The sequence below is a fragment of the Bizionia argentinensis JUB59 genome (assembly GCF_000224335.1).
GTDB lineage: Bacteria > Bacteroidota > Bacteroidia > Flavobacteriales > Flavobacteriaceae > Algorimicrobium > Algorimicrobium argentinense.
The window spans coordinates 1-17869 of the sequence record NZ_AFXZ01000034.1 but is presented as its reverse complement, the minus strand read 5'-3'; the positions used below and the strand labels follow the sequence as shown (position 1 = coordinate 17869).

At 33.8% G+C, this 17869-nt stretch carries 15 protein-coding genes; 11 read left to right on the top strand and 4 right to left on the bottom strand.

Going from position 1 to position 17869, the window contains the following annotated elements:
* Positions 1-26: 26 nt before the first annotated feature.
* Positions 27-233 carry a hypothetical protein gene (locus BZARG_RS09250; protein WP_008637650.1) on the top strand — a complete coding sequence of 69 codons (207 nt, stop codon included), beginning with the start codon at positions 27-29 and terminating at the stop codon, positions 231-233.
* Here BZARG_RS09250 and BZARG_RS09245 read toward each other — a convergent pair.
* Positions 230-925: a hypothetical protein gene (locus BZARG_RS09245; RefSeq protein ID WP_008637770.1), complete on the bottom strand. Its 696-nt coding sequence runs from the start codon at positions 923-925 to the stop codon at positions 230-232. The two genes, BZARG_RS09250 and BZARG_RS09245, sit on opposite strands and share 4 nt — an antisense overlap.
* 66 nt (positions 926-991) lie before the next feature.
* A complete protein-coding gene (locus BZARG_RS09240) occupies positions 992-1912 on the bottom strand; it encodes an SPFH domain-containing protein (protein ID WP_008637640.1) in 921 nt (306 codons plus the stop codon).
* 200 nt (positions 1913-2112) lie between these two features.
* On the opposite strand from BZARG_RS09240, the gene BZARG_RS09235 reads away from it, so the two are divergent.
* Entirely contained in the window at positions 2113-2739 is a 627-nt protein-coding gene (locus BZARG_RS09235) for a hypothetical protein (protein WP_083823845.1), read from the top strand.
* Between the two features lie 85 nt (positions 2740-2824).
* Here BZARG_RS09235 and gltX read toward each other — a convergent pair whose 3' ends face one another.
* Positions 2825-4339, bottom strand: coding sequence for a glutamate--tRNA ligase (gene gltX, locus BZARG_RS09230; protein WP_040288371.1), 1515 nt, complete (start codon positions 4337-4339; stop codon positions 2825-2827).
* A gap of 243 nt (positions 4340-4582) precedes the next feature.
* Between gltX and BZARG_RS09225 the strand changes: the two genes are divergently transcribed.
* The 6 genes from BZARG_RS09225 (at position 4583) to BZARG_RS09200 (ending at position 12572) form a co-directional block, all read left to right on the top strand.
* The gene (locus BZARG_RS09225; RefSeq protein WP_008637712.1) at positions 4583-8002 is read left to right on the top strand and encodes a DUF4175 family protein; all 3420 of its coding nucleotides are present in this window, start codon (positions 4583-4585) and stop codon (positions 8000-8002) included.
* Entirely contained in the window at positions 7995-8411 is a 417-nt protein-coding gene (gene ybeY, locus BZARG_RS09220; protein WP_008637804.1) for an rRNA maturation RNase YbeY, read from the top strand. Before BZARG_RS09225 ends, ybeY begins: the two co-directional genes overlap by 8 nt.
* 117 nt (positions 8412-8528) lie before the next feature.
* Positions 8529-10400, top strand: a complete 1872-nt coding sequence (gene mnmG, locus BZARG_RS09215) for a tRNA uridine-5-carboxymethylaminomethyl(34) synthesis enzyme MnmG (RefSeq protein ID WP_008637829.1) — start codon at positions 8529-8531, stop codon at positions 10398-10400.
* A gap of 311 nt (positions 10401-10711) precedes the next feature.
* On the top strand, positions 10712-10951 hold the full coding sequence (locus BZARG_RS09210; RefSeq protein ID WP_008637615.1) for a hypothetical protein: 240 nt from the start codon (positions 10712-10714) through the stop codon (positions 10949-10951).
* Between the two features lie 4 nt (positions 10952-10955).
* A complete protein-coding gene (locus BZARG_RS09205) occupies positions 10956-11819 on the top strand; it encodes a class I SAM-dependent methyltransferase (protein WP_008637622.1) in 864 nt (287 codons plus the stop codon).
* Between the two features lie 231 nt (positions 11820-12050).
* Positions 12051-12572, top strand: a complete 522-nt coding sequence (locus BZARG_RS09200; RefSeq protein WP_008637756.1) for an OmpH family outer membrane protein — start codon at positions 12051-12053, stop codon at positions 12570-12572.
* 40 nt (positions 12573-12612) lie between these two features.
* Here the strand turns inward: BZARG_RS09200 and BZARG_RS09195 are convergent, their stop codons facing one another.
* Positions 12613-13767: a DNA polymerase III subunit gene (locus tag BZARG_RS09195; RefSeq protein ID WP_008637717.1), complete on the bottom strand. Its 1155-nt coding sequence runs from the start codon at positions 13765-13767 to the stop codon at positions 12613-12615.
* Between the two features lie 188 nt (positions 13768-13955).
* Here BZARG_RS09195 and BZARG_RS09190 point away from each other — a divergent pair, with 188 nt between their 5' ends.
* The 3 genes from BZARG_RS09190 (at position 13956) to BZARG_RS09180 (ending at position 17824) form a co-directional block, all read left to right on the top strand.
* The gene (locus BZARG_RS09190; protein ID WP_008637815.1) at positions 13956-15143 is read left to right on the top strand and encodes a phosphoglycerate kinase; all 1188 of its coding nucleotides are present in this window, start codon (positions 13956-13958) and stop codon (positions 15141-15143) included.
* Between the two features lie 87 nt (positions 15144-15230).
* Complete coding sequence (locus BZARG_RS09185) at positions 15231-16823, top strand: lytic transglycosylase domain-containing protein (RefSeq protein WP_008637695.1); 1593 nt, start codon at positions 15231-15233, stop codon at positions 16821-16823.
* A gap of 23 nt (positions 16824-16846) precedes the next feature.
* Positions 16847-17824, top strand: coding sequence for a DUF4837 family protein (locus BZARG_RS09180; RefSeq protein ID WP_008637715.1), 978 nt, complete (start codon positions 16847-16849; stop codon positions 17822-17824).
* Positions 17825-17869: the final 45 nt, after the last annotated feature.

Genomic DNA, 17869 nt, shown 5'->3' with positions numbered 1-17869 from the left:
CTTTTGACTACTAAAATCAATGAAATATGAAAAAAGTGAAAGATCTGTTAACGGAAATATCAACAGTTACACGCGATATTGAAACCAATTATCCAGCCATTTACGATCATTTAGATGAAATTCCTATGACTATTCCTGATCAGGAAAATCCTAATATTAATGCTAAAGAATTGGAAAATTACCTAGACAGTTTAAAAGAAATCATCAAAAAATATAAAGAGGAACAACATTAGAATTTATTGATATTTATATATGTAAACAATGTAATTAAGTCTTGCTCATCATTTAATTTTAATCTATTTTTCTTGATATATGAAAGTATTTTATTTTCCTTATTGGAATCAATATTCAATAAACTAATGAAGCTTTTCTTATTTCTAGGAATTTCAGTTGAAAGAACACCATCCTTCATGAAATAGAATTCATCCTTTTCTCTTTTAAATTTCGCTGGTTTAGCTTTGTCATATCCAGTAGTAGAAAATTCTTCATCATAAAATTTAATGATCTCCTTTTTAAGAAGTTTAATGTCACCATCGTTTAAAACAACAAAAAAACCATTGTCATTGGACTCATTACCCAAATTAAAAACACGATAATTTTGGCCAGATCGGATAAAAGTTACTTCTAGTTCAGGATCTCGCACTAAATTGTAATGTTTTCCGTCTTCGCCTACAACCTCCATAACATCATGTGCTGCGTTATATCGAGCTTTAAAGGTTTTACCTTCTATTTTACTCAAAGTAATGTCAGAAAGTTCTTCAGTGATATATGGAGATCCTGTATGACTTTCGTTTAAAACAGCCGGGTCTATCTCTACCAAACCGGTACTTTTGTTGATACTATTACCGCTATTAAAGACCAAGCCTTGCGACATAGCTAAAGTTGGCGTTAATATTAATAATATTACTGCATAAATTTTCGACATAATATAATTTTTTACTTATTGATTAATAACTACTAAACATGGCAATATTTATACCAAGTATGAAACTTAATCTTCTTTATTTTTTTTCGCATCTTTCATGGCCTCACCAATTTGATTACTAGCAGCAAAACTGGCAACCATATCATTTAACATATTACTACCTGCTTGCGGTGCATTTGGTAATAAAATTAAATTACTATTAGTGGCTTCACCTAATGATTGTAAAGTGTCATAATGCTGTGTTACAACAATTAGTGCTGAAGCTTCTTGTGAGTTTATACCCACACGATTCAATACTTCAACTGATTCTTCTAAACCACGTGCAATTTCACGTCGTTGATCAGCAATACCTTGACCTTGTAATCGTTTGCTTTCAGCCTCAGCTTTAGCTTTTTCAACGATTAGAATACGTTGTGCATCACCTTCATATTGAGCGGCAGTTTTTTCTCTGTCGGCAGCATTAATACGGTTCATAGCTATTTTTACTTGAGGATCTGGGTCAATATCGGTAACTAAAGTTCTAATAATATCAAAACCATAATCCATCATAGCATCATTTAATTCAGCTTTAACAGCCAAAGCAATATCATCTTTTTTCACAAAAACATCATCTAATTTCATTTTTGGAACTTCTGCACGAACGACATCAAATACGTAGCTGGTAATTTGATCATGCGGGTAATCCAATTTGTAAAAAGCATCATATACTTTTTCTGTTACAACTTTATATTGAACGGAAACTTTTAGTTTTACGAATACATCATCAAGTGTTTTGGTTTCAATTATAACATCTAATTGTTGTATTTTTAAACTTAATCGACCGGCAACACGATCAACAACAGGTATTTTCATGTGTAAACCCGATTGGCGAATACTGTGGAATTTACCAAAACGTTCTATAATGGCGGCTGTTTGTTGCTTGACAACGAAAAAGGAAGAAAATAAAACAAAAAGTCCAATTAAAATAAAAGGAATAAATATTAGCATAACTTGATTTTATTAGGTTAAAAATGGTTGGTCCAATTTAAGATATATTTCTATGGAATATAGTGATTTGTAAAATTATCTATTCATAACCAGTGAATAACACTATAATATCTATAAATTTGTTTTGAATTTACTCTTAAATCATTATGCACTCAAAATCCAATATTCTGCTAAATATTTTTTTCATTTGTTTTATTACTATGGGATTTTCCCAACATGGAACAGTAAAAATTGTGAACGGGATTGGTATTTATGCTGGTATTACGCAGTATGATTTGGTTTCTAATAATTTCACCACAAAAAAGGGTGCGGGTTGGATGCTTGGTGCTTCGGCAACAGTAGATTTACCCCATAAATGGTATAATATGAGTTATAACATTCAGTTGGCCGAAAACAATTTAGGAATCGCTGCTTCTAACATAGGTTATTCTAACGAGGAATTTATTGATTATAAGGTGCTCACCGCGCAAATTGCCTTGTTAGTGCATATAAAATTAATTGAAAGCTTCCTGACAATTGATGTTGGACCCATGCTACAATATAATGGCCAGTTGGATTTAGATGATAAAAATCAAGGTGGTTTTATGATTGCCAATTATAACAACTTATTAGCAAAAGATATTAAGGAAATCAGTCGGTTTAATGTAGACGGTGCTATTGGTTTATCGGCGGGGTTCAACCACTTCCGACTAAAAGCACAATATATTTATGGGATATTAAATACGTTAGATAATCTAAACAAACAGAATTTAGACCAAACTGGAAATACCGGAAAATTTAAAGGAAACCAATCTATGCTTGCTTTTACAGCTATGGTTTCTTTTTAAACGAAAGATAAAAAAAATGTCATTTCAGGATTAGAAGCGCTTTTTAAGCTAGATTTTCTAATTTAGAAATGACATTTTGGTGTTTTTATGATAGCGTTTTAATCAAATTCTCAATACGTCGTTTGGTTTCTTCTTTACCAATCAAGTACATTATATCGAATACTTCTGGACCTTGTAACGCCCCAACTAATGCCAAACGCAAAGGCATCATAACTTTACCAAAACTAATTTCGTTTTTAGTAATCCATCCTTTTAGTTCCGTTTGTAGGTTTTCAACCTTGTAATCTTCTACAGAATCTAAAACAGCAATCACTTGATTCATAATTTCAGGAGAATCGTCTTTCCAAGCCTTTTTAACTGCTTTTTCGTCTAAATCGGTTGGTGTTTCGAAGAAAAAGTGACTTAAATCCCAAAAGTCGGTTACAAGATTGGCGCGTTCTTTAACAAGTGCAACAACCAACTCCACGTAATTCACATCAATTTCTGCTAATTCTGGCTGAATTTCCTTAAACATTCTAGCTAAATCATCATTGTATTGCTCTTGCATATAATGGTGGTTAAACCATTTGGTTTTATCAGGGTCAAAACGTGCACCGGCTTTATTTACACGACTTAAATCGAAGGCTTCAATAAGTTCTTCCATGCTAAAAATTTCCTGTTCCGTTCCTGGATTCCATCCTAAAAAGGCCAAGAAATTAACAACAGCTTCAGGAAAATAGCCCTCTTCACGATAGCCAAGAGACACATCTCCAGTTTTATGATCCTTATAGGCTAATGGAAATACCGGAAAACCGAGTTTGTCACCATCTCGTTTACTTAATTTTCCTTTTCCTGTTGGTTTTAAAATTAACGGTAAATGTGCAAATTCAGGCTTTTCCCAACCAAAAGCATCATATAATTGATAATGTAGTGCTAATGATGGTAACCATTCTTCGCCACGAATAACATGTGTGATTTCCATTAAATGATCGTCTACAATATTCGCTAAATGATACGTTGGTAAACCATCACTTTTAAATAATACTTTGTCATCTAAAATATTCGTCTCAATCGTCATGTAACCACGAATAATATCTTTTAGATTTAGCGTTTCATCTTCGGGCGATTTAAAACGAATGACATAATCTTCGCCTGCATCTAATTTTGTTTGAACCTCTTCAGGCGTCAAGGATAGTGAATTTGATAAAAAGTGTCTGTTATGCCAGTTGTAAATAAAGGTTTTGCCTTTAGCTTCGTGATCTTTTCTGTAATAATCTAAATTTTCAGAAGTGTCAAAAGCAAAATAGGCATTCCCAGAAGCTACTAATTGCTCCGCATATTGTCTATATATGTCTTTACGTTCGCTTTGTCTGTAGGGACCAAACTTTTCATTGGTATTTACGCCTTCGTCTACCGTTATACCGCACCATTTTAAAGCTTCTTCAATATAATTTTCAGCACCTTCCACAAATCGATTTTGATCGGTGTCCTCTATACGTAGTATAAATGTCCCATTGTGTTTTTTAGCAAATAAATAGTTGAAAAGGGCTGTACGAATACCGCCTATATGTAATGGTCCTGTTGGACTTGGTGCAAAGCGCACTCTTACTGGTTTTGACATGTTTTTAGTTTTAATAGTACAAAGATAGACTAGCGGTTAATAAACAACAAAGAAATTAGCATAAAGCACTTCATATTTGGTTTCGATTTATATGAATCTACTTCTATGGCATCTATTTAAAATTTAAAACAGGTTTTAAGTCTTCTAAAATGGTGCTAATTAAGTGAATGTTATTAAATATAGATAATTAGCGAACTAAAAAAATTGTAGTTTAGTAGGTTTAATAGAAAACATGAATAAAACGTGACGCAATTTGATACTATTTTACAAAAACTGGAAGCTTTTGTTAGACGTTATTATACTAACGAACTTATAAAAGGTAGCATATTATTTTTTGCTATTGGTTTTCTGTATTTCCTATTTACACTTTTCTTGGAATATATTTTTTGGCTGAATGTAACTTCCAGAACGGTATTATTTTGGATTTTTATTATAGTTGAAGTTGGCCTGTTTATTAAATTTATGGCTATTCCGTTAGCGCATTTATTCAAACTAAAAAAGGGTATAGATTACGTTAAGGCGTCAAAAATTATTGGAACGCATTTCCCAGAAGTGAATGACAAATTGTTGAACGTTTTGCAACTGAAAGAAAAGGGTCTTGAATCGGAATTGTTACTAGCAAGTATTAATCAGAAATCTGAAGAATTACAACCTGTTCCTTTCAAATTAGCAATTAACTTTAAACAAAATTTACGCTATGTAAGATATGCCGCTATTCCGATTGTTATAATTTTATTATCGATTTTATCAGGAAAAATTAATTGGTTTAGTGATAGCTATAAACGGGTTATTAATCATTCCACAGCTTATGAACCACCTGCGCCTTTTCAATTTTTTGTGGTTAATGATAATTTGATGGCAACTGAAAACAAGGATTTTATCTTGCAGGTTAAAACCGTGGGCGATGTTATTCCGGAAAATGCCAAAATTACTTATAATAACGAATCTTACTTTTTACAGCAGAAGGGTGCTGGGGATTTTGAATTTGTATTTAGCCGCTTAAAAAACAATATCGCATTTAGATTATCTGCAAATTCTGTAAAGTCCAAACCCTATATTTTAAAGGTTGCTGAAGTTCCATCTATAGTTGGTTTCCAAATGGTGTTGGATTATCCGGCATATATCAATAAAACGGATGAAGTTTTAACAGGTACAGGAAATGCAGTAGTTCCTCAAGGAACAAAAATTTCTTGGAAATTACAAACTAAGGCAACCGAAGATGTAAGGCTTTACACTGGTGATACGGTTCAATTTCTATCTGAAAGCTCTAATCAATTCATCCTAGATAGAACGGTTCAAAATACATTTGATTATACGATTGCTACTAGTAACAAATCTTTAAAGGATTACGAACGTCTAGCATTTTCTATAGATGTAATTAAAGATGATTATCCGGAATTACGTGTAAAAATGGAAGTGGACAGTATTAATCAACAAAACATGTATTTTTTCGGCCAAGCTACCGATGATTACGGTTTGCGGAAGCTTCAATTGGTCTATTATCCATCTTCTGATGAAAGTAAAAGAGAAATTGAGGGAATTCCAATATCTAATGGCAATGTCGGGGAATTTATTACTGCTTTTCCTAATAATTTGGAATTAGAAGATGGTGTAAGTTATGAATTTTATTTTCAAGTATTTGATAATGACTTTATTAGCGGTTATAAAAGCACTAAAAGTAGAGTTTTCTCTTTTAGAAAGTTAACCACAGCGGAAACAGAAGACAAACAGCTGCGGCAACAGAATGAAACGATCAAAGATTTGAATAATTCTTTGGAAAAAATGGATGCGCGAGAAAAGGAGCTTGAAGAGTTTTCGAAAACTCAAAAAGAGAAGTCGGAATTGAATTTCAATGATAAAAAGAAATTTGATAATTTTTTAAAGCGACAGAAGCAGCAGGAGGAAATGATGAAGAATTTCAATAAAAAGCTAACCGATAATTTAGAGGAATTTCAAAAGGATAGTAAACAAGAAGATGCTTATAAAGAGGATTTGAAGGAGCGTTTAAAAGAGAATGAAGCCCAGCTTAAAAAGGATGAAAAGATTCTTGATGAACTGGAGAAATTGCAAGAGAAGATAAATAAGGAAACACTATCTGAAAAACTCGAAGAGTTAGCCAAGCAAAATAAAAATCAAAAGCGCAGTTTAGAACAGTTATTGGAGTTGACCAAACGATATTATGTGGCAAAAAAATTAGAGAAACTTCAACAAAATTTAGAAAAGTTAGCCGATGATCAAGAGAAATTATCTGAAGAAAAAGAAAACAATAATACCAAAGAAGAGCAGGATGATTTAAATGAAAATTTTGATGAATTTCAAAAAGCTTTGGAAGAATTACAAAATGATAATAAGGCTTTAAGAAAACCTATGGACGTGCCAAAAGATGAAAAAAAAGAAGAGTCTATAAAAGAAGATCAACAAAAAGCGTCCGAGGAATTGGGAGAAAAGCAAAAGAATGAAGATCAAGATCAGGATGAAGATGCTCAAGAGAATCAGAAGAACGCCCAAAAGAAACAAAAACAAGCTGCTGAAAAAATGAAGCAACTTGGCGAAAAAATGAAAATGGCAATGCAGTCTAGTGGAGGCGAACAGATGCAAGAAGATTTAGATATGCTTCGTCAAATTCTTGATAATCTTATTTTGTTTTCTTTTGAACAAGAGGATTTGATGGATCGTTTTAAAAGTATCGAAATTAATCATAATAAATATGCTTCCTATTTGCGTAATCAAAACGATTTAAAAGAACATTTTTCTCATGTGGATGACAGTTTATTTGCATTGTCTTTGCGTCAACCAAAATTATCAGAAACTGTAAATAAGGAGATTTCTGAAGTGTTTTTTAATATAGATAAATCATTGGAACAGTTCTCTGAAAATCGTTTATATCAGGGTGTAGGTAATCAGCAGTACACTATAACTGCAGCTAATAATCTAGCGGACTTTTTAAGTGATATTATGGATCAGATGCAAATGAGTATGCAGGCTTCTGGTTCGGGAAGTAGCGGTAAGCCTGAACAAGGTTTACCAGATATTATTATGAGTCAAGAGGATTTAAATAAAGAAATGCAGAAAGGTATGAATAAGGGGGAGCAAGGCGAACCTAAGGATAAAGGCGAAGACGAGAAAGGCAAAGAGGAAGGTGAAAAACCAGGTGAAAAGGGAAAGACTGGTAAAGATGGGAAGTCTGGCGAAGAAGGTCAAAGTGGTAATGAAGGAGGTAGCCAAATGGGAGAAGGTGCAGGTAGCGAAATAAGTAAAGGAGAGTTGTTTAGGATCTATCAACAACAACAACAAATTAGACAAGCACTGCAGGAAAAGTTATCTAAAGAAGGGGAAACAGAAGCGGGTAATGCTATTTTGAAACAAATGGAAGATGTGGAAATGGATTTATTAAATAAAGGAATGACGAATCAAACCCTTCAAAAAATGATGAATTTGCAGCATCAACTTATGAAGTTGGATAACGCAACATTGGAACAAGGTGAAGATACAAAGCGTAAAGCTGAGACTAATAAACGAGCGTTTCAGAACAATACTAATAATCAGATTCCTAAAGCGAAAGAATATTTCAATACAATTGAGATTTTAAATCGTCAAAGTTTACCTTTGCAACCAGTTTATAAAAAGAAAGTTAAAGACTATTTTAAAAAAGCCAATGATTAGTTTTAATTACGAGAACGATTTTGAAATTGATAATGAAGAAAAATTACATACGTGGATAGAGCGCGTTCTTGTTTCTGAAGGGTTTAAGTTAGGGGAAATCAATTACATTTTTTGTAATGATGACTATTTGCATAGTTTAAATGTAGAGTTTCTAGATCATGATACGCTAACGGATGTTATTAGTTTCGATTATACAATAGGAAAAATCATACAAGGTGATATCTATATATCTACGGAGAGAGTTGCGGATAATGCCATTGATTTCAAGACTACGCTTAAAGACGAACTACATCGGGTTATGGTTCATGGCGTACTTCATTACTGCGGTTATAAAGACAAGTCGGAAAGTGAAGAGAAGGATATGCGTAATCTTGAAAACCACTACTTGGAACTTCTCAAAGATATCTGATAAGATATCGTATATTTGCGGACTTTTATTTCCGGAAATTAAAAGAATGTGAAGTAAATACAAATCTAAATTTTAATGTTCCACGTGGAACAATAGAAAATATAAAATTCATTAAACATGTTTAACGAAGTTTACGATGTTATTGTTGTTGGGGGAGGTCATGCAGGAAGTGAGGCCGCTGCATCTGCTGCCAATATGGGAAGTAAAACACTTCTTATTACCATGAATTTGCAGAATATTGCACAAATGTCATGTAACCCAGCTATGGGTGGGATCGCTAAAGGTCAAATTGTTCGAGAAATTGATGCGCTTGGTGGTTATAGTGGAATTGTAAGTGATACCTCTGCTATTCAATTTAAAATGTTGAATAAATCAAAAGGGCCTGCAATGTGGAGTCCTAGAGTTCAAAGTGACCGTATGCGTTTTGCTGAAGATTGGCGAAATATGTTGGAAGGAACTAAAAATTTGGATTTTTACCAGGAAATGGTTTCCGGTCTAATAGTAGAGAATCATAAGGTGGTTGGCGTAAAAACCTCTTTAGGAATATCTATTAAAGCTAAAAGTGTTGTGCTTACAAACGGTACGTTTCTAAATGGATTAATACATATAGGCGACAAAAATTTTGGTGGAGGAAGAGCCGGTGAGCGAGCGGCAACAGGTATTACTGAGCAGCTTGTTCAGTTAGGTTTTGAATCGGGGAGAATGAAAACGGGAACACCGCCGCGAGTAGATGGTCGTTCGCTAGATTTTTCTAAAATGGTGGAGCAGCCTGGAGATGCAGTTCCGGAAAAATTCTCTTATTTGGATGTTACAAAGCCATTAACCAAGCAACGTTCTTGTCATTTAACCTATACGAGCAATGAGGTACATGATCTGCTTCGTGAAGGCTTTGATAGATCACCAATGTTCAATGGTCGCATTCAAAGTTTAGGCCCGCGTTATTGTCCGTCTATTGAAGATAAAATTAATCGCTTTGCGGATAAGGATCGGCATCAATTATTTGTAGAGCCTGAAGGCTGGAATACGGTGGAATATTACGTGAACGGTTTCTCAACTTCGCTTCCTGAAGATGTTCAATTTAGAGCGTTGCGTTCGGTGGTTGGTTTTGAAAATGTAAAATTCTTTAGACCAGGTTATGCTATCGAATATGATTATTTCCCGCCAACACAGTTACAGCATACATTGGAAACGAAGTTGGTGGAGGGCTTGTATTTTGCTGGACAAATTAATGGAACTACAGGTTATGAAGAAGCGGGTTCGCAAGGTTTAATGGCAGGTATGAATGCCAGTTTAAAAGTGCAAGGTCGTGATCCGTTTATCTTATCTAGGAGTGAAGCTTATATTGGTGTTTTAGTAGATGATTTAATAACTAAAGGGACAGAAGAGCCATATAGAATGTTTACGTCTCGAGCGGAATATAGAACCTTGTTGCGTCAAGATAATGCAGATATTCGTTTGACGCCAAAATCTTTTGAGGTTGGTTTGGCATCTGAAAAACGTTTAAAACGCATGGAAGAGAAGCACGAAAAGGCGGAAGCTTTTGTGGAGTTTTTTAAAGAAACCAGTGTTAAACCGGAAGAAATTAATCCTGTGTTAGTGGATAATGATTCTGCTCCAATGACGCAATCCGATAAGATGTTTAAAATATTTTCGAGGCCAAATATAACCATTCACGATATGCGTAGAGTGTCCAGTGTAGATGACTATATTAATCAACATGATTTAGATAGGGAGGAGATTGAGCAGGCTGAAATTCAAGTTAAATATTCAGGTTATATTAATAAGGAAAAGAATAATGCTGAAAAGTTAACCAGACTTGAAAACATTAAAATCCCCAAGAACTTTGACTATTCTAAACTGCAATCTATGAGCACGGAGGCGCGCCAGAAATTAAATAAAATTCAACCTGTTACCATTTCTCAAGCATCACGTATTAGCGGTGTTTCGCCAAGTGATGTTTCAGTGTTGTTAGTGTATTTAGGAAGGTAGTATTTTAAATGTTCCACGTGGAACGTTGGGTTGTAATTCATGAAAAAACCCATATTTAAACTATAAATTAACAATTAAAGCTCCACTGTATATTGTGGTTTTAGCTTTAGTTTTCTCGTCTTCCTGAAAAGAATGTTCCTGATGTTCGCGATTATTATGTTGTATAAGGTGTGAAAAATGCAGAAGATGATTTGGCGATTGATAATAGATTTCAGATTTACAAAAGACCTGCTTTTTTTTAAGATATTTAAAGTCGCATTTTGAAGATGAAGCTTTGTTTAATCCTGGTTATTTTAGAATAGAAGTAGAAGATGTTTGGATTAATTTCGCGGTTTTTAAGTGGAGATGATGCTTCAGAATATATTGGCTTTACGGATATTGTTTTTAGAAATAAAGATCCGAAAATCGCTAAAACAGATAAAGATAAATATTTTATTAGTATTACAGCGGAAACAGATATCGGTGAAGATTGTTTAAAAACAGATTCTTTTTACCGGTATATTGTTTTAAATTATTTAAATGATATCCGCATGGGTTTTAATGCATATTAGTTTGATGGAAATAGATATTAAAAAAGTAGATTTTAAGGTGGAGGATTATTCAGTTTCTAACGAGTCATTTCAATTGAAACAACATTCTAAATTTGAAATTTTGGAAACAAACCCACAACCCAACTTGGAAGATTTACCAGCTTATTATAAAAGTGAGGATTATATTTCTCACACCGATTCTAGACGTAATCTTTTTGAAAAAGCTTATCATGTTATTCGTTCTATTGCTTTAAAACGCAAATTGAAACTAATTAATTCTTATGTCGATTCTGATTCGAAAAAAAATATATTAGATATCGGTTGTGGTACTGGCGATTTTTTACAGACAGCTTTAGGTCACAATTGGTGCGTTTCAGGAATTGAGCCCAATCCAGAAGCAAGAAAAATTGCAAATGCTAAAACAGAAAATGCAGTTTTAGATGCGCGTGAACTTATCAATCTTAAAAATAAAAGTTTTGATGTTATTACGCTATGGCATGTGCTGGAGCATCTGCCGGATCTTAACGAACAGATTTCGAATTATAAGGAATTGCTAAAAAATTCTGGTACACTTATTATTGCTGTTCCTAATTATAAAAGTTATGATGCGGAATTTTACCAAAACTTTTGGGCCGCTTATGATGTTCCGAGGCACCTTTGGCATTTTTCGCAAACTGGGATGAAACAGTTATTGGCTATACATGGTTTAGAAGTTGTAGAAATAAAACCAATGATTTTTGATTCTTATTATGTTAGTTTGCTTTCGGAAAAATATAAAACAGGTAAAATGAATTTCTTTAAGGCTTTTCAGCAAGGTTTTAAATCTAATAGGCTTGCAAAGCGTTCAGGTGAGTATTCTTCGCTTATTTATGTCATAAAAAAGCAATAAAACCCCTTCTAAGGCCAAATTAAGCAACATCAGAGTTTGTTCTATGTAAGATGCTGGCTTTTTATTAAAACCTTTTAAAACCAATCTTAAAACACGTGTTTTTTGATCGATTAGTGCTATTGAAAATCATTTATCTATAGATTTTAGTTATATTTAAATTTTTAACGTTTTTTAAAAACAATCTATTTACTTTATTACATTTGTGCTTATTAAAATTAAAACAAACTAAACATGAAAAATATTTTATTAGTATCTATTTTATCTCTTGCATTATTATCGTGTAATACGGAATCCCAAAAAATTGGATTTGTTAACAACAGCGACTTAATAAATGGCTACCAGGAAAAAATAGATATTGAAGCTAAATTTAAATCAAAAATAGAGGTATTCGAAAAGCGTACCGATAGTATTGGCAAGGCATTTCAACAAGAAGCTCAAGCTTTTCAGACTAAAGCACAAAGTATGGCGCAGGATAAAGCCCAAGCAGAATACCAAGTGTTGGGTCAGAAACAACAAATGTTGCAACAACGTATCCAACAGGAAGAAGCTGCTATCCAACAGGAAAGTCAAGTAACTATAGACAGTTTAATTACTAAAGTTCGCGGTTACGTAAAAGATTACGGTAAGAAAAACGGTTATACTTATATTTTAGGAAGTAATGAAGGTGGAAGCGTTATGTACGGTGAGGAAAGTAATGACTTAACAAAGGAATTATTGGAGTCTATAAATGCAGAATACAAAAAATCAGAATAAGGTTTAAACTTATTTAAAATACCAAAAGCCAGTTATTAATTTAACTGGCTTTTTTATGTAATAACCTGGTGAGTTTTATTGATAAATCTGTCAGGATAATTTTTGCATTTCCATTACGCTCAATATGGTAAATGGCATCTTGGATTTCATTTGATATATCGCCAATATTATTACCGTGAACGAAAGGCGCAAAATTCTTTAATTTAAAGCCGTCTGTTTTGGGTTCTAAAAAAACCAAATCTTCCGCACCATAATTTAATAACATAGCCTGGCGGAAAAAATTAAGACAAAACAAAAGAAATTGCTTTTGAGTTTCTCTGCCCGTCTTGGCAATTTCCTCACTCCAAGAAATTAAATCATGAATAGCCGCTTTATTTCCTTTGGCTTTAAAGGCGCTTCTAATCCAGGAGATAAACCATGTTTCAAATTGGATATCTTCGCTGTCATGATAAACTAAATCGCAAGCTTTATTATAGTTACCGTGTGCTTGATGTGCTATTTTAGCAGCAACACCCCCTTCAATTTGATAAGCTTTTATTAAGGCTTCTGAAATAAGATCTTCTGGTAATGGCGGAAAGTGTAGTGCTTGACAACGGGATTGAATGGTACTTATTAACTGCTCTTCATCTTCAACTACTAAAATAAAAACAGTTTTATTCGGTGGTTCTTCAATCAGTTTTAACAATTTGTTTGCGGCTTCAGTATTTAGCTTTTCCGGCATCCAAATTATCATAATTTTATAACCGCCCTCATAAGATTTTAGGCTTAACTTTTTTACAATTTCTTGAGCTTCGTCAACACCAATTCGACCTTGTTTCTTTTCTATGCCTAGTTTTTTATACCAATCAAACAAATTACCATAAGGCTGTTGGATTAATAATTCCCGCCATTCTTCCATAAAATGACTCGAAACTGGGTGCTTTTTAATTTTATCATTAGTTGCCACGGGAAATGTAAAATGCAAATCGGGGTGGCCGAAATTCTTAAATTTAATATTGCAGGAATCATTACCGCCGGTATTTTCACCTTGTGTATTACTGCAAAGTAGATATTGCGCATAGGCAATAGCCATTGGCAACGTACCCGATCCTTCTGGTCCAATAAACAATTGGGCATGGGGAATTCGGCCGTTATCGGCACTTTGAGTTAAATGATTTTTTATATGTTCTTGTCCTAGAATATCACTAAATAGCATATAGCAAACCTACATATTTTTTTTCATTTTTTGGGAGGCAGTCTTTAAAAGAAAACAGCTTTTAATTAACGTTAAAACTATTAAAGTAAGCCTAATTAATAAGTCAATATTGACTTAAAAATTTATATTTGTCATTCTATGATATCACTTGAAGTTATCATTTGAAATAATATTAATATTCAAATAGTATGAAAACATTAGACGATTTTAATTTTGAAGATAAAAAAGCACTAATTCGCGTAGATTTTAATGTGCCATTAGATGATGAATTTAAGGTTGGAGATGCCACCCGTATTCGCGCAGCAAAACCTACTATAATTAAGGTTTTAGAAGATGGCGGAAGCTGTGTTTTAATGTCCCATTTAGGGCGACCAAAAGGTGTAGAAGATAAATTTTCATTAAAACATATTATTGATAAGGTAGAAGATATTTTAGGTGTCGAAGTGATTTTTGTTAATACCTGTGTAGGAGAAGAAGCGGAAGAAGCTGTCAAGAATTTAGAGGTAGGACAGATTTTACTTCTTGAAAATTTGCGTTTCCATGAAGAAGAAACTGCGGGAAATGTGGACTTTGCGAAACAATTATCAAAATTAGGTGATATATACGTTAATGATGCCTTTGGAACAGCTCATCGCGCACATGCGTCCACTGCTGTTATTGCTCAATTTTTTCCAGAGAAAAAGTGTTTCGGTTATTTATTGGCAAAAGAAATAAAGAGTATTGATAAAGTTATGAAAACTGGCGAAAAACCTATTTGTGCGATATTAGGTGGTGCCAAAGTATCTAGTAAAATTACTATTATTGATAATATACTCGATAAGATTGACCATTTAATAATTGGTGGCGGGATGACCTTTACATTCATTAAGGCGCAAGGTGGTAAAATTGGAGATTCATTGGTGGAAGATGATAAGTTAGAACTCGCTAGAAGTATTTTAGAAAAAGCTAAAGCTAAAAATGTTCAAGTTCATCTACCAGTTGATGCCGTTATAGCCGATGCTTTTGATAATAATGCAAACACTAAAATATGTGCGGTTAATGAAATTCCTGATGGTTGGATGGGATTAGATATTGGTCCGGAAACCGAAGAAATATTTGTTAATGTAGTTAAAGATTCTAACACCATTTTATGGAACGGTCCGCTTGGTGTTTTTGAAATGTCAAATTTTGAAAATGGAACAAAAGCTTTGGGGCAAGCTATTGCTGATGCAACAAAAGCGGGTGCATTTTCGTTAGTCGGTGGAGGCGATTCAGTTGCTGCCGTTAAGCAATTCGGCTTTGAAGACCAGGTAAGCTACGTAAGTACTGGTGGTGGCGCTATGTTAGAGAGTCTGGAAGGCAAAACCCTGCCAGGCATTGCTGCTATTTTAGCGTAAAATTTATAAATAATCCCCAATTTAAAACCTATGTGCGTGAAACAATCAATCAGTAATAAATTAGTCAAAAGAGTTAGTTGTAACGTCATGTTTCACTTAACTACTAAAAATTTCATTAGTCTTTTTACGTTGTTTTTTGCTGTAGGAATACTGTATGCACAAGATTCTATTCCGAAGAAAATTGTTAAAAAACATATTTCAGAAGAACAATTAATTGCAGGGGAATCCTATGACCTTGATACTATTGTGGACGGACAACAATTTTATAAAAGACAAATTAATATAGATCCAGAATCGCTTGACATAAAATCATTAATAGATTTAGAATTCACCTCTGAATTGGAGCAAAAGTGGCGTGAAGAATTATATAGTACTGGTTTGTATGATACACTTTATAGCACAATTTCAAAATTGGATTATAAAGAAATTTATTATCCAGAACTACCTACGGATACTTTAAAAATACGGTTGGAGCGATTAAATGCTAAAACCCCTTTTAACATTGCTTATAACCCATCATTAGAAAGTGTTATTAAAATGTTCTTAAAGAACAGACGTGTACATTTTGAACGTCTAATGGGGTTAAGTAATTTCTATTTCCCAATGTTTGAGCGGGAATTAGATGCACAAGATGTACCGTTGGAAATAAAATATCTAGCTATTGTAGAATCTGCTTTAAAACCTAGAGCTAGATCACACGCCGGTGCCACAGGATTATGGCAATTTATGTTTGCAACTGGTAAAGAATATGGTTTAGATGTTAGTAGTTATGTGGATGAACGTAGCGACCCAATTAAATCCACCAAAGCAGCAGCTAAATATTTATCAGCTTTGTATAGAATGTTTGGCGACTGGGATTTGGCACTTGCAGCTTATAACTCAGGACCTGGAAATGTTTTAAAAGCCATTAGACGTTCTGGTGGTTATGAAAACTATTGGAATATTCGTCATAATTTACCACGAGAAACAGCTGGTTATTTACCGGCATTTTTAGCTACGATGTACATTATGGAATATGCAGAAGAGCATGGACTAGTTTCAGAAAAACCTGTTTTTCATCATTTTGAAACGGATACGATTCACGTGAAACAAATGTTGACTTTAGATCAAGTTTCGGAAGCAACAGGCGTAAATATGGAAGAGTTACAGTTTTTAAACCCCGCATACAAGCTAGATATTATTCCTTTTGTAGCAAATAAAAACTATACACTGCGATTGCCAGTATCTGCTATAGGTACTTTTGTTAACAATGAAAGTACCATTTATACAGCTGCCAAAACAGAATTCGACAAAAAAGAAAAACCATTACCACAGTTTTTTGAAAGTGAAAGTAAAACGCGTTATAAAGTAAAATCTGGCGATTATTTAGGTTTAATAGCTAGAAAATATGGTGTTCGCGTAAGTCAAATTAAGCAATGGAACGGTTTACGAAGTAATAATTTACGTGTTGGTCAGCGCTTAACTATTTACCCTAGAAATCCAGGAGCCAGTTCAAGCAGCAGCAGTACTTCAAGCACTTCAGCATCGGCACCTAAAAGCTATATGGTAAAGAGTGGAGATTCACTTTGGAGCATTGCAAAAAAGTTTTCTGGAGTTTCTGTTCAAAATATTCGAGATTGGAACGGTATTAGTGGTACTAATTTAAAACCAGGAATGATTTTAAAACTTTCCAAAGGCTAACTATTATAAAATCAAGTATCATCATGCAAAAAATTTTAGTTGTTCTTATCTCATTAATTGTTCTAACGAGCTGTAATGAAGGTAAATCTTCCAAAAACCGTGTTCTTTCACAATCTTCAGGGAAAATTAATAACCTATCGGTCGTTATTGATAATGATTTATGGGATGGAAAAATAGGGGAAACCATCAGGAATATTTTAGCTGCGCCAGTACATGGTTTACCTCAAGATGAGCCACTCTTTATATTAAGTCAGCTACCACCAGTTGTTTTTACGGGGTTTGCACAGCAAAGTCGTATTGTCTTGAAAATTGAAAGAAGCGATAAACCAAATGTCAAAATTGCTAATAATGTGTTTGCAAGACCGCAACGCGTAGTTATAGTTTCTGGTAATACAGAAACAGAGATTTCAAAGCAATTAACAGACAATGCGGAGCAAATTGTAAAGGCTTTAAAAAATGAAGAAATAAGAGAGCAACAACGACGTATTAAAATATCTGTTCATAAAAATAATACGATTGAAGATAATTTAGGAATTTCTATCAATTTCCCATCAGCATATAGAATTGCTACGGAAGACGATAAATTCTACTGGATACGTAAAGATATCACCACAGGAACTACGAATATATTACTTTATGAGTTGCCATACGGAAGCATTAAAGACAATGATAGTTTGGTAGGGCAAATAATTAAAGTCCGGGATTCTATTGGTAAAGCATATATTCCGGGACCTTTGGATGGCTCGTTTATGATTACGGAGGACGCCTACACACCATTTTTAGCGAAAACTACTATAAATGATAAGCTCGCTTTTGAAACACGTGGTATTTGGGATGTGAAAAATGCATTTATGTCTGGACCATTTGTAAATTACGTGATAGACGATGTTGCCAATAATAGACTTTTAGTTGTTGAAGGATTTGCTTTTGCACCATCGGTTGGCAAGCGTGACTATATGTTTGAGTTGGAGGCGATTATTAAATCTATAAAATTTCAATAACACCAGAAACACTGATGTACAAAAAACACACTATAGTTAGTTGTT

Coding starts and splice junctions, on each gene's coding strand:
- BZARG_RS09250 (WP_008637650.1), top strand. CDS start 27: ATGAAAAAAGTGAAAGATCTGTTAACGGAAATATCAACAGTTACACGC.
- BZARG_RS09245 (WP_008637770.1), bottom strand. CDS start 925: ATGTCGAAAATTTATGCAGTAATATTATTAATATTAACGCCAACTTTA.
- BZARG_RS09240 (WP_008637640.1), bottom strand. CDS start 1,912: ATGCTAATATTTATTCCTTTTATTTTAATTGGACTTTTTGTTTTATTT.
- BZARG_RS09235 (WP_083823845.1), top strand. CDS start 2,113: ATGGGATTTTCCCAACATGGAACAGTAAAAATTGTGAACGGGATTGGT.
- gltX (WP_040288371.1), bottom strand. CDS start 4,339: ATGTCAAAACCAGTAAGAGTGCGCTTTGCACCAAGTCCAACAGGACCA.
- ybeY (WP_008637804.1), top strand. CDS start 7,995: ATGATTAGTTTTAATTACGAGAACGATTTTGAAATTGATAATGAAGAA.
- mnmG (WP_008637829.1), top strand. CDS start 8,529: ATGTTTAACGAAGTTTACGATGTTATTGTTGTTGGGGGAGGTCATGCA.
- BZARG_RS09210 (WP_008637615.1), top strand. CDS start 10,712: ATGTTTGGATTAATTTCGCGGTTTTTAAGTGGAGATGATGCTTCAGAA.
- BZARG_RS09205 (WP_008637622.1), top strand. CDS start 10,956: ATGGAAATAGATATTAAAAAAGTAGATTTTAAGGTGGAGGATTATTCA.
- BZARG_RS09200 (WP_008637756.1), top strand. CDS start 12,051: ATGAAAAATATTTTATTAGTATCTATTTTATCTCTTGCATTATTATCG.
- BZARG_RS09195 (WP_008637717.1), bottom strand. CDS start 13,767: ATGCTATTTAGTGATATTCTAGGACAAGAACATATAAAAAATCATTTA.
- BZARG_RS09190 (WP_008637815.1), top strand. CDS start 13,956: ATGAAAACATTAGACGATTTTAATTTTGAAGATAAAAAAGCACTAATT.
- BZARG_RS09185 (WP_008637695.1), top strand. CDS start 15,231: ATGTTTCACTTAACTACTAAAAATTTCATTAGTCTTTTTACGTTGTTT.
- BZARG_RS09180 (WP_008637715.1), top strand. CDS start 16,847: ATGCAAAAAATTTTAGTTGTTCTTATCTCATTAATTGTTCTAACGAGC.